We start from the raw sequence: 13,640 nt of genomic DNA, 5'->3' as shown, positions 1-13,640 counted from the left end.
GGTGCCGGTGTCAGGGGGTCGGTCGGCGGGGCTGGACGAGGAGGGGCTGGGTGGCGGTCCCGAGTGTCCCGGACAGGTCGCACAGGTCCGCGACCGTGGTCCCGATCCCGTCTCCGGACAGCGACGTGCGGGCGTCCAGCAGGACCCAGTCGCCGACCGGGTGCCGGTGCAGCGTCAGCTGCAGTGCCGTGGGAACGAACAGGAAGTGGTCGAGGTCGAGTTCGCTGGAGATGCCGTTCGCTGAGTCGGCCACGACCGCCAGCCGCTGCAACGGGCTGGCCCGCTCGCCCTCGATCACCGCGGCACGGACCCGGGTCCACACCGCGGCGGGTCCCGGTTGGCCGCTGTGACCGTGAACCGGGCGCCACTCGATCGCCTCGGGATAGTGCCAGTCGGGCGGAAGGCCGGGAAACAGCCGGTCAGGGCCGAGTGGAGGCAGGGCGGGCAACGGGACCGCGCGGTGCTCCACCCGCTTGTCCGCGTCCGTGTTCGTCGCCATCGACCAGCAGCGTGCTTCCGCGACGGCCCGTCCGCCGATGGTCAGCGTGGCCGCATCGAGCCGGACCCGGCGGCCCGGACGGAGTGTGCGGATCTCGACGTGCCCGGCCGTACGCGGGATCGCGCCGAAGAAGTCGATCTGAGCCGCCGTGATCCGGGCGCGGCCCGCCAGTGTCCTCTCGACCTCCCCGAGCAGCAGGGCCGCCGGTGGCCCCCCGTGCTGCAACGACTGGTCCCAAGGGCTCTGAGTGACCCGGCTCGGCTCGAACACCGACTGGCCGACCTGGCGGTAGAAAGGCTCATCCGTCACGCCCGCGACGATACCGAGTCACGCGCACGCCGCCGATGGGCGCCCTCAAGCCCGGGATCACCGCACCCCCGGTGAGGCGTGCCGCCGGCTTGGGATGGAGCGCGGCCGGAGTCCGATGCCTGAGGGTGTCGGAGGTGCTTACGGGGTGTGGGTGGGTGACTTCAGGATCGTCTGGATGGCCGGGGCGTAGGCGGTGACGATGTCCTCGGGTGGCATGGCGGCGACGACGGGGATGCGCAGGAGGTAGCGCGTCAGGGCGAGGCCGAGGAGCTGGGTGGAGATCAGGCCGACCTTCTCGGGGTCGGTCTTGAGTGCCGGGGCGACCTGGGCGGCGAAGATCTCCCGCATGCGCTCGGCCGCCTGCTCGTGGGTGACTGCCGAGCGGAGAAGCAGCAGCAGTCCGTCGCCCGCGGCGTTGTGCTCCCAGAGGTGCAGGAAGTGCCGGACGAGGAGTTCGGCGCGTTCCTCGGGCGGGGTGGCGGACAGGTCGGGGAGGTCCAGGTCGATGTCCAGGGCGGCGTCGAGGAGCCGGGCCTTGCTGCCGTAGTAGCGCATGACCATGGAGTGATCGATTCCGGCGTCGGCTGCGACGGCCCGGATGGTCGTGCCTTCGAACCCGTGGGTGGCGAAGTGCTGTCGGGCGGCGGCCAGGATCGCCGCGCGCGTCTGGTCCGAGCGGCGGGTGGCGGGGGCTTCTGCGGACTCCGGTGCTGCCATGCCAACAACTGTAGGCCACCACGCGTTGACTTTCCAGAAAGAGGCGAGCATGCTGGTCACCAAGCGGTTGCCAACAAGTGTTGGCATTTGCTCGGCCGTGACAGTCGGCGCCCCCGACTGCCACGGATCACGACCCACAACGAAAGCCGCACGCTCGTCGTGCGGATCGACCCCCGGGCCACGGGAACGGCGTGAGATCCACCCGGATCACCCGCCCGCGGTGAGCCCAGTTCGGCCGGAAAGGACGCCTCGACATGAATCGGCGCCTCAACACTCAAAGCCAGAAAGCCGTACGCCACGGCGCCGTGCTGGCTGTCACCTGTCTCGCACTGGCGACAGTCGTGTCGGCCATGGCATCGCTGAACGTCGCCGTCCCCGGCATCGCCCGGGAAACGCACGCCAGCCAGACCCAGCTGTCATGGATCATCGACTCCTACAGCCTGGTGTTCGCAGCCCTGCTGCTGCTCGCCGCGACGCTCGGGGACCGGTTCGGGCGGCGCAAGGCACTTCTCGGCGGCCTGGGACTGTTCACCGTCATCTCCGCGGCCGCGACGTTCTCCTCCGATCCGGGTGTCCTGATCGTTCTGCGCGCGGCACTCGGTGTGGGCGCAGCCTTCGTCATGCCGGCCACCCTGTCGACGATCACCAGCACCTTCCCGAAGGAGCAGCGGACACGCGCGGTCAGTATCTGGTCCGCCGTCGCGGGAGCCAGCGCCGTACTGGGACTCCTCGCTTCCGGCGTCGTGCTGGAGGCGTGGTCCTGGCGCTCCGTGTTCTGGCTGAACGTGGTCATGGCCGTGCTCGCACTGATCGGGACCTACCTCTTCGTCCCGGAGTCGGCGGACCCGGACAAGCAGCGCGTCGACATCGTCGGCGCCACCCTCACGGTGCTGGGTCTGGGCGTCCTCGTCTACTCGATCATCGAGGCACCCGAGCACGGCTGGGGGAGCGCCCACACCCTGGCGGGGATCGGGATCGCGCTGGTGGTCCTGGCCGGGTTCGTGGCCTGGGAACTGCACCACCCCCGGCCCCTGCTGGACCCGCGACTGTTCCGCAACATGCCCTTCGCCGCCGGCTCCCTGTCGATCACGCTCCAGTTCTTCGCATTCTTCGGATTCATCTTCGTGATCATGCAGTACCTGCAACTGGTCCGCGGTGACAGCGCACTCGTCGCGGCGGTCAGCATCCTGCCCATGCCCGCCGCCATGATCCCCATGGCCCGCAACACCCCGCGCATCGCCGCCCGCGTCGGGATGCGCCGCCCCTGGATCGCCGGACTCATCGGCGTCGGCGTCGGCCTCGCGATCCTCGCCCAGGTCGACGCGGACAGCTCCTACTGGCTCATCCTGACGGGGCTCGTGCCCCTGGGCGCCGGCATGGGCCTGGCCATGACACCCGCCACGACCGCCATCACCGATGCCCTGCCCTCCCGGCTCCAGAACGTCGGCTCCGCAGTCAACGACCTCTCCCGCGAACTCGGAGGAGCCCTCGGCATCGCAGTCCTCGGCAGCGCCCTGAACGCCGGCTACCGCAACAACCTCGACCTCGAAGGACTCCCCGGCCCGGTCGCCGAAGCAGCCCACTCCTCCCTGGCAGCCGCGAACGTCGTCGGTGCCAAGACCGGCAACACCGCCCTCATCGAGCAGGCCCGGGACGCCTTCGCCTCCGGACTCCAACTCGCCCTGATCACAGGAGCCGCAGCCGCACTCCTCGCAGCGATCGCCGTCGCCGTCCTCCTGCGCCGCGCGCCGCGCAAGGAAACCGAGACCCCCGCACCAGACCCCGAGACCAAGGTGTCGCAAACCGCCTGAAAAACCACAGGCCCTCGCCGCGTACGGCCCGCCCCAGGCGGGCCGTACGCAACCGTACGCTCAAACGGCACCGATGGACTGCCCTCACCCGGCACTGACGCCACCGTCGCCCTCTGCGACGCGAAGGACCGTACGAGGACGGCGCTCGCCAAATCCCTCCCCATGATTCGATGCAGGTCGGGTATCTGCGCGCCATGAGTGCACCGGAATCGCCCGAAGCCGAGGACCTGCTCTCGGGTCTGAGCGTGGACGACAGCCGGCCGGAGCAGCCAGTCCTGCTGGATGCCTCCGGCGCGCCGATCCGTACCTGGCAGGAGAACTATCCCTACGACCGCAAGATCCGGCGACGGGAGTACGAGCGGGCAAAGCGGGTTCTGCAGATCGAGCTCCTCAAACTGCAGCGCTGGGTCCAGGCCACGGGAACGCGGCTGGTCGTGATCTGCGAGGGCCGGGACGCGGCCGGCAAGGGCGGCACGATCCAGCGGTTCACCGAGCGACTCAATCCCCGCGGGGCGCGGATCGTCGCTCTGGACAAGCCCACGGAGCGGGAGGCGGGGTCCTGGTACTTCCAGCGGTACGTCGCCCACCTACCCGCCCCGGGTGAGATCGTCTTCTTCGACCGGTCCTGGTACAACAGGGCCGGTGTGGAGAAGGTGATGGGATTCTGCACGCCGGAACAGTACGAACAGTTCCTCCACCAGTGCCCGGCATTCGAAATGATGCTGGTGGAGGACGGGATCCTGCTGGTGAAGTTCTGGTTCTCCGTCTCCCGCGCCGAGCAGCGCACCCGATTCGCGATCCGGCAGGTAGATCCGGTGCGGCAGTGGAAGCTGTCGCCCACGGACCTGGCTTCCCTGGACCTGTGGGACGCGTACACCACGGCGAAGGTCGAGATGTTCCGTGCCACCGACACAGAACGTGCGCCGTGGACGGTGGTCAAGAGCAACGACAAACGGCGCGGCCGACTGGAGGCGATGCGCAGCCTGCTGTGGCGCATCGACTACGACCGCAAGGACGAGGACGCGGTGGGCCGACCCGATCCTCTGATCGTGGGCGCCGCCGACACCCTCCTCGAACCCGGAGAGGAGGCTTCCCGCCTCTCACCCACCCCCCTTGCCGGACCGCCCGAGGGCCCCGGCCTGCACCCCGAGCAGTAGCGGGGGGCGCACAGGGTCCGTCCACCCCTGGCCACGGTCCGAACTGCGTTTCCCGCAAGGAGAGTTACCAGTGGGACGCTTCGAGGCCGGCAGGAGCGAAGTGCAACCCCAGCGCGGCCGAGCGCAGTTCTGGCTCGACGGGTCCGTCGTGCCGGCAGACCTCATCGGGGAGAGCGACCACCGGGCCCTCAACAACGGCTTCGTGCCTGCCGAACCGCCGTCGTACGGGGACCGCCGGTTGGTGGCGGGTTCTCCTTCGCCATCCTTGGTGGTGCCGGCGCCGCCACCTCGGCCGGGGCATCTGTGAACTGGCGTGAGGCGGCGGCGGTGCCCGGCCGTCGTGCCGGGTCTCCTGCCAAATCTCTGTGAAGACCGTTACGGACGCGCTGGGCCGGCACCGGTGATTTCACCGGTCCGCGCCGCCGGAAGCACCGCTTGAATCGAGATGGCCCGGCATGCACGCCGTCTCCGGCGTCGGTAGCACGGGCCGCACCCGTATCCGTGTGTTTGGCACAACGACGCGCCGCCACCGCTGCGGGCGGACTGCGCGGCCAGAAGGGATCAGCATGCCGTCGCCCCTCAACCGTCTGCGCCTGCTCGGTGCGGCCACCGCCGGCCTCATCGCCATCGGGGTCACCGGCGCACTTCCGGGCCCCGCCTCCGCCGCCGCTCAGGTGTACAGCGAAGACTTCTCGGCCGGGCTGGGGACGTTCACCTCCACCGGCTCCGTCAGCGCCGTCGCGGGGGTGGCGCGGCTGAGCGGTTCGCTGCTCACCGACCCGTCCCTCACGTCCGCTCCCATCGCCCTGTCCGGCTACAGCGGCATCTCCCTGTCGTACAGCCGCGCGGCGTCCGGGCTCGACCTCGGCGAGGCCTTTACGGTCGCCTACTCCGTCGACGGCGGCGCGTTCACCACCCTCGAAACCGCACGAACCGCCTCGGGCAGGGCATCGTTCCAGCTGCCGGCATCGGTCGACGGCCGCACCATCAGGATGCGCTTCTCGCTGGATGCCAGCAGCGCTCTGGAGACGCTGACCGTCGACGACGTCCTCGTCCAGGCGACGGGCGGTGGGGGCGGCGGACCGACCGATCCGCCGGGCGGAACGCTGCCTCCGGTGACCGATGTGACGGCGCCGGGGCCGTACGCGGTGACCATGGACACGACCGCCGGTCCCGGCAACGACGGGTGGCTCGTGTATCCGGCGAACGCAGGCCAGGACGGCGTGAACCACCCCGTGCTCGTCTGGGGTCCGGGCGCGGGTTCCGACCCGGCCGCCTACGAGGACATGCTGCGCCAGTGGGCCTCGCACGGGTTCGTCGTCTACAGCGAGGTCTCCTCCAGCAGCGGCGACTACATGGTTGACGCCCTGGACTGGATAGAGGACCAGAACGCGAGCCCGAGCAGTCCCCTGTACCAGGACATCGACACCTCTGAGGTGGCCTTCGGCGGCCATTCCCGCGGTTCGATCGGCACCTTCGACGTGGCGGACGAACCGCGGCTGGAGACCACGATCCACGTGGCAGGCGGCTCCTTCGACGGCAACGGGCCCGACAACCTCCGCAATCCCGCCCTCTACATCGGCGGAGACGACGACTTCGCGACCTCCAACGTCGAACGTGACTACACCAACACCGACGTCCCGGTGTGGTTCAACATCCTGAACGGCACCGACCACATCGCCGCCACGCGCAACGGCCAGCACATCATCACCGCCTGGCTGCGCTGGCACCTCGCGGACGAGGAGTTCCGCGGGACGCAGGACTTCCTGCGCTCCGGTTGTACCTTCTGCGGTCTCGGCGAGACGCGGTACAAGAACTGGTGAAATAGCGCCGAGAGTTGACGGAGGGTGGGCGGATGCGGACAGTGCCTAGCCTCCGTCGCGCTGCACCCTTCTGCCGGTGGCGTGGCGTGGCGTGGCGTAGGTCGGTCGAGGCCGGTTGGTAGTCGTGCAAGGGCACCAGGCGGCGCACGGCACGTACAGGGCGCCGGCTGTCCAGGACAACCGGCGCCAGGTCGTCGGACGTTGCCTCCTGCGAGAAGTCCCGCCGGGACTGATGGAGCGTAGCGATAGCGGGTACACGGCGACGCATGGCACCGAAGAAGGATCACTTGCAGCTCTGGCGGGCGGTACGACAGATGCGCCGCGTCCGAACCTTCTACGCGCTGGGCGTACTTCTCTGGGCGGCGACCGCCGCCTGGGGAGGATGGCAGAACCCGGGCGGCCGGCAGATGTGGGTACCCGTGCTCATGCTGCTGGTCTTCGCCGGCCTGCTGTGTGCGACGTCCTTGTGGCTGCGGCAGCACAGGACCGAGGACGCCGACCGGCCCGCCCATCACGCGGCTCCACGAAGGCCGGCCGTCCGTCGCCACGCGAGCGCCTGAACGCACCCCACCTCGTCGCCCTCGTCCGCGCCGGAGCCCGCTGTGAAGGGGTATCGCCGGGATTGAGCTGCATCTGTTCTTCTCGCCGACTCGCGATGAGCTTCAGTGGGCGGCGGACGCTACGGATGGTGATGAGCATCTGCTGGCCCTGCTGTTGATGCTGAAGTCGTACCAGCGCTTGGGCTGCTTCCCCGCTCTGGAGGACGTGCCGGAGCAGGTGGTGGAGTTTGTGCGGCGCCAGGTGGAGCTGCCGGAGGGCACGTTGCCGCTGTACCGGGCGGAGCGCACGGCCAAGCACCACCGAGGTCTCGTACGCAAGAGGGCCGGCGTGAAGTACGACCAGGGTGAGGCCCGGCGGATCGTCGAGTGGCCGATCCCCAAGGAGGCCGCGGCGAAGAACCGGCCCGCGGATCTCATTAACAACGCGCTGGAGAAGGTCGTGGAGGCCGGGCTGGAACTGCCCGGGTTCTCCATCTTGGACAAGATGGCCTCGAAGATCCGCACCGAGGTGAACGCCTCGATCCGCGAGGGCATCTACGACCGCATGAGCACCGCCCAACGGGCCGGACTGCTGCGGCTTCTGGAGGAACGCGACTCGGACGGCACGACGCTGTTCAGCCGGTTGAAGAAGCCCGCCAAGGGGCCGACCTGGTCGCGCTTCAAGAACCTGGCCAAGCGCCTGGACTGGCCGGACGAACTCGGCGACACCTCGGTGTGGATGGAGTCGGTCGCCACGGGGAAGATCACCGACTTTGCCGGGGAGGCGGACGCCTCGAAACTGCGGGACTACGCCCCCATCAAACAGATCGCGCTGATCGCGTCCTGACGCACAAGGCGTGGATGCGGGTCCGCGACGACCTGGCGACGATGTTCACCAAGCGCGTGGCCACGAAGATCAAGAGGGCCAAGGAGGAACTGGAGGCGATCCGGCTCGCCGAGCGGGAGATCGTCGAGGCCCTGATCAGGAACTACCGCACGGTGCTCAAGAACATCGACGACGGTGGCCCCGCCCATCAGGCGGTTCAGAAGGCCGCGGCCATGACCGCCGAAGTCCGTGAGGCTCTGGAGGGCCTGGACGACGAGGCGCCGGTGGACGAGGTCGCCCAGCGGCTGGGCGGCAAGCTCTCGCCGGCGGTCCTGGCGATGGCCAAGGCCCTGCTGGTGCAGGCCGGCGGGCTCGGCGCCGTCATCGAGGCGGTCGAGGATCTCGGCGGGTTCGACCGGCAGTACGAGCAGATCGAGAAGCTCTCCGCCCACCATGGCAACTTCTGGGAGGTGCTGCTGTACGGGCAGATCGGCCGGGACCGCGCGGTGATGTTCGACCTGGCCGAGAAGCTGGAGTTCACCGAGACGTCCGAGGACCGGCGGGTCTTGGACGCGCTCGCGCACGCGATGCGGCACCAGGGCGCCCGTGGCGAGTACATCACCGCCTTCGACGAGGAGGGCAGCACCTCCTGCAGATCGTCCCGTCCAAGACGGACACTGAGCGGCTGCTGCTGGTCAGCCCCGAGCTCACCGATGTCCTGAGCTCGATCATCTGCCGAGCCCGGGAGGCCACTGGCGCCGTTCCCCTGGTCCGCTCCTACGACCGCCGCGAATGTGCGTGGCAGGAGTCGGCCCCGCTGCTGTTCCAACGAGGCATCCACGGTGAGGACTGCGCGTTCACCGATGAAACCGTTCGCACCATGCTCGACGAGGCCCTCACCGACACGGGCCTGACCGACGTTAAGGGTGCCCCGCTTCGCTACACACCGTACGACTTCCGCCGGCTGTTCATCACCGATGCCATCCTCAACGGGCTGTCGCCGCACGTCGCCCAGGTGATCGCTGGCCACCAGGACGTCAATGTGACTCTCGGTTACAAGGCCGTCTACCCCGAAGAGGCGATCCAGGCGCACATGGCCTTCCTCGCCCGCCGCCGGTCTCTACGTCCGAGCGAGGAATACGGTGTCCCCACCGGCGACGAATGGCAGGAGTTCCTCGGCCACTTCGAGCGGCGCAAAGTCTCCATCGGAGCATGCGGCCGCGCGTTCGGCACCCCCTGTATCCACGAACACGCCTGCGTCCGCTGCCCGATGCTCTCTGGCCCGACCCCGCCCAGCGTGACCGGCTCGTCGAGATCCGCGACAACCTCCTCGCCCGCATCGCCGAGGCCGAACGCGAAGGATGGCTCGGCGAGATGGAAGGGCTGCAGGTGAGCCTTGCCGGAGCAGAGGAGAAGCTCACCCAACTCGACCGGCGCCCATCCCCTGTCGTCGTCGACCTCGGCGTTCCCGTGATCACCGCTCCCAGCGTTCCCCGCCAGCACCGGCCGGAGGAGAGAACATAGCCCTCGGGCTCCATCAATATATGACCGAGTCAGCAAGTTCAGGCCCGGCACTTCCGCTTACCGCGACAGGACGAGGATCACCGCGATCGGGCCGTAGGCAGATGCGAGGGCGCAGAGGAGCCGTCTCCATTCAAAGGACCAGTGCCGCCGGACCTGCCCCTTACTGTTGCCACCCTGCGTCCCGGACGCTTTGAGTTGGGCTTCTCGAAGCAGATGAAAGGCCCGTTGATGCGTCCTGTAGCCGGTGAAGGAACCCAGCAGTGAACTGCCGAAGGCGACCGAGCCCATCTCGCGCCCGTCTCTCAAGACAATGGTCAGGCCATCATGCACATTCACCTCATCGACATCGGTCCAGGCAACTGTTGCGGTCACGAGAAAGTTCGTGAAGGACACGTGATTGTCAGTACTTCGGATGGCCGAGTCCCATCCAAGCGCCCAGAAGAAGATCGAAGCTCCGGCGACCACGAACGCCGCCGTCGGCTCCTCGTCCCACGGACCTGCGATCAAAACCGCACAAACGTAGGACGCAATCGCTGCGGCTACAGGAAACCACACGTACACTGGCCGCCGAAACACTCTGGTCTGCATCCCCAACCGCCCTCCGGCAGCCGATCCTTTCCGCTGGCGACGGCTGGGGTCAAGGCCGCCGGCGGCGGCCGAGGACCAGCAGCACCGTATTATCGCCACCCCCACAAGCACTGCAAACAAATGCGCCGACTGCCCCGTTGCTGCCGGGGCGTGCCGTCAGGCGTGACAGCCGATGTCGGCACGAGTGACAAGCGATCAGCCGCAACCTGGAATCTTCGGACCTGCACCAGCTACGGAAATCTGAACCCAAAATCCGCCCGGCGCAACTCCCCTGCCGCAAAGACGAAATATGCGGCTCCAGCAAAGAGCATGCCTGGGATCGCGAGCATGGATCGCTGATCGCTCTCGAGGATGGCCTCGTACTGGCTGTGCGAGACCTCAATCGTGCCGCGCGCGTGGGGAGTCGTGTCGAAAACGAAGTACCGGCCATCCTTGACCTCTGGGGCCTGCCAGTTCCCCGCACCCGCCGTGCTGAAAAGCATCAGCACGACGCCCGAGATGACCAGAGTCCCAAGAACTGCCTGCACCCTGCCGGGCAAACATCGAAAGGCGAGCCATATCGAATGCCGGTCTGCCCCACTCAGGAACATGCGCACCAAGGCAGCTATAAAGATCGGGAAGAGAAGCACCACGATCGCCACCATCGGCCACTTCGAGCCTGCCAGCGGCAAGGTCCCCGGCAGCCACGTGAGCGCGGCAAGCAGTAGCAGCACGGTACTCAACCCTGCCGCGATCCCCCCGTGCAACTTGAAACTCCACTCCATACCCCAGAGCCTGCCACGTGCGCCGCTCCAACTCATTGCCGTGACTCGGCAGAGATGACTGCTCCCCGATGCAGGGTTCCGCTTCGAGCCAGCAGATGAGCTGCCTTCGGACCTGAGGTCCGACATCGGCCCCCAGCAAGGTCGGAAAGAAGGACCAAGTTCAGAGAAGCGGTGATCTTCCACAACGCCCTGGACATCGCCGAGATCGTGCGGCGGCTGCTGGAAGAGGGCTGGACGATCGAGCCGGAGGACTTGGCCCACATCTCGCCGTACCTGACCGAGCACATCAACCGGTTCGGCGAGTACAGCACGCACGAGCTCGGCATCCAGCCCGACGCGTACGACCCGAAGCTGGACGTCGACTTCACCCAGCTCCGCTAGCAGGACCTGAGCGCCGCCGGTCTCGGCCAAGCCGCCTGAGCCGGCGTCGGGCAGGGCAGCACCATGAGGGTCATGGACGAGACGCGCGAGCTCACCGAGGAGGAGGTGAACGACCTGCTCGACGGCGACGAGCGCGACGCCGGAGGGGAGGACGACGAGTACGAGTGGGTGCGGTGAACGTGCCAGGCGCCCGGGCGGGGGCCGTCACCCCCCGCCCGGGCGCCTGGAGCGTACGGGCCGTCTCAGGGCCTGGGCAGGGGCAGGCCGCGCATCTGCGGGTGCCGCAGGTGCTGCCCGCCGGCGTAGACGTGCAGAGAGAAGGTCTCCGGCCCCGGCCGGTCAGCCCCGTCGTAGGCGTCCAGGACCCGCTCGATCTGCTCCCACAACTTCACCGGCCCGCCTTCCCGGACCTGCCAACCGCCGTCGTACGGGGCGAGGGTGGCGGCGGAGCCGGTGACAGCGTCGACCAGGTGCACCACCTCGCCCACGGTGACCATCTGCGCGTCGGGCACGGCGCTCTGGGCGAGGAACCGCAAGTGGAACGCTTCCTCGGTGGCGGCGCTGATCCGCTCCGGGCTGTGCGGCGTCGTACGGGCCTTCTCGGGAAGGCCCGCGGCCCAGTGCGCGGGGTTACCGAACACCGGCGCCGCGTGCGTACGCGCGGACATGAACGACACCGTGCCGCCGAGCAGATGGCCCTCAGCGGTCCCGTCGGCACCGACCGTGAGCAGGACGCGGGCGTATCCGTAGAGCCAGCCCGACAGGGTGAGCAGGATCTTCCCGCCCGGCCGTACTTGCGCGAGCAGGGCTGGAGGCACCGCACGGAACGAGCAGGCGGCCACGATCCGGTCGAAGGACGCCTCGGGCCAGTACCCATACAGCCCGTCCGCGACCGCCAGGGTCGGTGTGTGGCCCAGGCCATACAGGGCGTCGGCGGCCTGGGCTAGGCGGTGGGGGTCGACCTCGATCGACGTGACGTCGGCGGAGCCGAGCCGTTCGCACGCGAGCGCGGTCGAGTAGCCGGTCCCTGTGCCGATCTCCAGCACCGTGTGTCCCTCGGAGACCTCGGCGTCCGCCCACATCCGTACGACCAAAGACGGCAGCGTGGACGACGAGGTCGGCGCCCCGCCGTGCCGCACGGCCGGGTTCTTCCAGTCCGGTTCCTCGCCGTCAAACTGGGTGATGAGCGTGGTGTCGGAGTACGCCGCGGCCAGCCACCGGCCGTAGTCGAGTTCGGCGGTCACCGGCTCCCACACCGTCAGGCCGTGGGCGTCGCGCTCGTCGGTGGGCAGGTAGAAGCCGGGCACGAACCGGTGCCTGGGGACCGCCTCGACCGCCTCCCGCCAGGCCGGATCGGCGAGCACGCCGTCCTCGGCGAGGGCCTTCGCCATCGTCTCGCGCAGGCGGACGGAGTCGGTCTCAAGGCCGGCGGGCATCACGTGGCCGCCTCCTTCCGGTTGAGGATGTCGGCGAACGCGGTCGTGATGGCCGGCGCGTCCGGGAGCCAGCCCCACTGGCCGTTCGGGTTGCACTCGATCGCCGTCCAGTGCTCCGGGGCGTGGCCGTCGCCGGTCAGGGCGAAGTCGAAGCAGCCGAAGACCAGGCCGAACGAGGACAGATAGCGGTGCAGGGCGGCCTCGATGGGGGCCGGGACGGTGATCGGGGCGTGGATCAGCTCGTCCCAGTTGCCCCGGCGCCAGTCCAAGGCGCCGTCCGGGGCGGCGATCTGCTGGGCGAACACCTTCTTCCCGACCACGGTCACTCGCACGTCGCCGGTCTTTTCGACCTCGGCCTGGAACAGGTGGGCGGTCACCGCGAGCGAGTCGTCGAGGGACTCCGAATCGATGCGCTGGGCCCAGATCGCTCCGGTGTGCCCGTCCTCGGAGCGGGGCAGGCCGCGGAACGTCTTGTAGATGACGCGCTCGTGGTCGGCGGTGAACTTCCGTGCCGCCTCGACGTCGTTGGTGACCAGAGTCGGCGGGATGTGAAGCCCGAGCTCGGTGAAGCGCTGGAGCTGTGCGGGCTTGAAGTCGGCGGCGGTCACCGCGGCCGGGTGGTTGACGTACAGCGCGCCGTGCAGGTGGTTCAGGACGCCGCCGAGCCCGTGCCTCGCCTCAGCGGCGGCGAACTCGCGCTGCTGCTGGGGCAGGTGCCCGTACCGCGCGGCGTACGGGGTGGGGCGGCGGTAGTACACCGCCGCCACCTCCCCGATCTCCACCTCCCGGCTCGCCGTACGCAGCCGCCCGCCCCACGCTGGGGCGTCCGCGCCGATGCGGAACCCGAAGGTCAGGGCGGGCCCGATGTCGGCGGGGTCGACGCGTACGACGGGTACCTCACGCTCGTTCAGCGCGGCGATGACCCAGTCCGCGGTGACGTCTTCCAGCGCGGTGACGACCAGGACGGTGGAGGCCATCAGCTCAGTCCGACTCGTAGTCGGTGGTGTGGTCGTCCTGGGTCTGCGGCTGCGGGTTCTGCCCGTCCCCGCCCCCGGACACGGACGCGGTGCCGGTCGTCCTGGACGTGCCGTGCTTGCCCATCTCCACGACCTGGCTGGCCGTGTCGGTGTAGCGGGCGGTCTGCGTGGACGCATCCAGCGTCACCGCCGCGTACGACGGCGGGCCGACCGGAAGCCGGTCAGTGACCAGCCGCATCGCCCACGGAGCCTCGGGTACAAGCGTCACCATTGCGAAGTCCCTTCCCCT

The 13,640-nt window shown here is 68.8% G+C and carries 15 protein-coding genes; 8 read left to right on the top strand and 7 right to left on the bottom strand.

What is annotated here, in order from left to right:
* Positions 1-10: 10 nt before the first annotated feature.
* On the bottom strand, positions 11-808 hold the full coding sequence (locus AB0E07_RS37090) for a thioesterase family protein (RefSeq protein ID WP_362262031.1): 798 nt from the start codon (positions 806-808) through the stop codon (positions 11-13).
* A gap of 138 nt (positions 809-946) precedes the next feature.
* Positions 947-1,525 (bottom strand): TetR family transcriptional regulator, encoded by a 579-nt coding sequence (locus AB0E07_RS37085; RefSeq protein ID WP_362262028.1) that lies wholly within the window; start codon positions 1,523-1,525, stop codon positions 947-949.
* A gap of 350 nt (positions 1,526-1,875) precedes the next feature.
* Between AB0E07_RS37085 and AB0E07_RS37080 the strand changes: the two genes are divergently transcribed.
* From AB0E07_RS37080 to AB0E07_RS37050, 7 genes are all read left to right on the top strand, one after another.
* Complete coding sequence (locus AB0E07_RS37080) at positions 1,876-3,336, top strand: MFS transporter (RefSeq protein WP_362262025.1); 1,461 nt, start codon at positions 1,876-1,878, stop codon at positions 3,334-3,336.
* A gap of 194 nt (positions 3,337-3,530) precedes the next feature.
* Positions 3,531-4,493 (top strand): polyphosphate kinase 2, encoded by a 963-nt coding sequence (ppk2, locus tag AB0E07_RS37075; RefSeq protein WP_362262022.1) that lies wholly within the window; start codon positions 3,531-3,533, stop codon positions 4,491-4,493.
* A gap of 566 nt (positions 4,494-5,059) precedes the next feature.
* Positions 5,060-6,316 (top strand): hypothetical protein, encoded by a 1,257-nt coding sequence (locus AB0E07_RS37070; RefSeq protein WP_362262019.1) that lies wholly within the window; start codon positions 5,060-5,062, stop codon positions 6,314-6,316.
* 266 nt (positions 6,317-6,582) lie between these two features.
* The gene (locus AB0E07_RS37065) at positions 6,583-6,876 is read left to right on the top strand and encodes a hypothetical protein (RefSeq protein WP_362262017.1); all 294 of its coding nucleotides are present in this window, start codon (positions 6,583-6,585) and stop codon (positions 6,874-6,876) included.
* A 52-nt stretch (positions 6,877-6,928) separates the two neighbouring features.
* A complete protein-coding gene (locus tag AB0E07_RS37060) occupies positions 6,929-7,702 on the top strand; it encodes a DUF4158 domain-containing protein (RefSeq protein ID WP_362262057.1) in 774 nt (257 codons plus the stop codon).
* Positions 7,703-7,716: 14 nt separating this feature from the next.
* Positions 7,717-8,403 (top strand): hypothetical protein, encoded by a 687-nt coding sequence (locus AB0E07_RS37055; RefSeq protein ID WP_362262015.1) that lies wholly within the window; start codon positions 7,717-7,719, stop codon positions 8,401-8,403.
* Between the two features lie 158 nt (positions 8,404-8,561).
* Positions 8,562-9,074: a hypothetical protein gene (locus AB0E07_RS37050; protein WP_362262012.1), complete on the top strand. Its 513-nt coding sequence runs from the start codon at positions 8,562-8,564 to the stop codon at positions 9,072-9,074.
* Positions 9,075-9,262: 188 nt separating this feature from the next.
* Here AB0E07_RS37050 and AB0E07_RS37045 read toward each other — a convergent pair whose 3' ends face one another.
* Positions 9,263-9,793 carry a hypothetical protein gene (locus tag AB0E07_RS37045; RefSeq protein ID WP_362262010.1) on the bottom strand — a complete coding sequence of 177 codons (531 nt, stop codon included), beginning with the start codon at positions 9,791-9,793 and terminating at the stop codon, positions 9,263-9,265.
* A 230-nt stretch (positions 9,794-10,023) separates the two neighbouring features.
* Positions 10,024-10,557: a hypothetical protein gene (locus AB0E07_RS37040; RefSeq protein WP_362262007.1), complete on the bottom strand. Its 534-nt coding sequence runs from the start codon at positions 10,555-10,557 to the stop codon at positions 10,024-10,026.
* A gap of 171 nt (positions 10,558-10,728) precedes the next feature.
* On the opposite strand from AB0E07_RS37040, the gene AB0E07_RS37035 reads away from it, so the two are divergent.
* On the top strand, positions 10,729-10,938 hold the full coding sequence (locus AB0E07_RS37035) for a Tn3 family transposase (RefSeq protein ID WP_362262005.1): 210 nt from the start codon (positions 10,729-10,731) through the stop codon (positions 10,936-10,938).
* 242 nt (positions 10,939-11,180) lie between these two features.
* On the opposite strand, the gene tgmC is transcribed toward AB0E07_RS37035, so the two are convergent.
* The 3 genes from tgmC to tgmA are packed head-to-tail and all read right to left on the bottom strand — an operon-like array spanning position 11,181 to position 13,622.
* Positions 11,181-12,374 carry an ATP-grasp peptide maturase system methyltransferase gene (gene tgmC, locus AB0E07_RS37030; RefSeq protein ID WP_362262003.1) on the bottom strand — a complete coding sequence of 398 codons (1,194 nt, stop codon included), beginning with the start codon at positions 12,372-12,374 and terminating at the stop codon, positions 11,181-11,183.
* Positions 12,374-13,351 (bottom strand): ATP-grasp ribosomal peptide maturase, encoded by a 978-nt coding sequence (tgmB, locus tag AB0E07_RS37025; RefSeq protein WP_362262000.1) that lies wholly within the window; start codon positions 13,349-13,351, stop codon positions 12,374-12,376. Before tgmB ends, tgmC begins: the two co-directional genes overlap by 1 nt.
* Before the next feature lie 4 nt (positions 13,352-13,355).
* Positions 13,356-13,622, bottom strand: coding sequence for a putative ATP-grasp-modified RiPP (gene tgmA, locus AB0E07_RS37020; RefSeq protein WP_362261997.1), 267 nt, complete (start codon positions 13,620-13,622; stop codon positions 13,356-13,358).
* Between the last annotated feature and the right edge of the window lie 18 nt (positions 13,623-13,640).

Source organism: Streptomyces sp. NPDC048002, assembly GCF_040653275.1.
Classification (GTDB): Bacteria; Actinomycetota; Actinomycetes; order Streptomycetales; family Streptomycetaceae; genus Streptomyces.
This window is presented reverse-complemented; position numbering and strand designations above follow the sequence as displayed.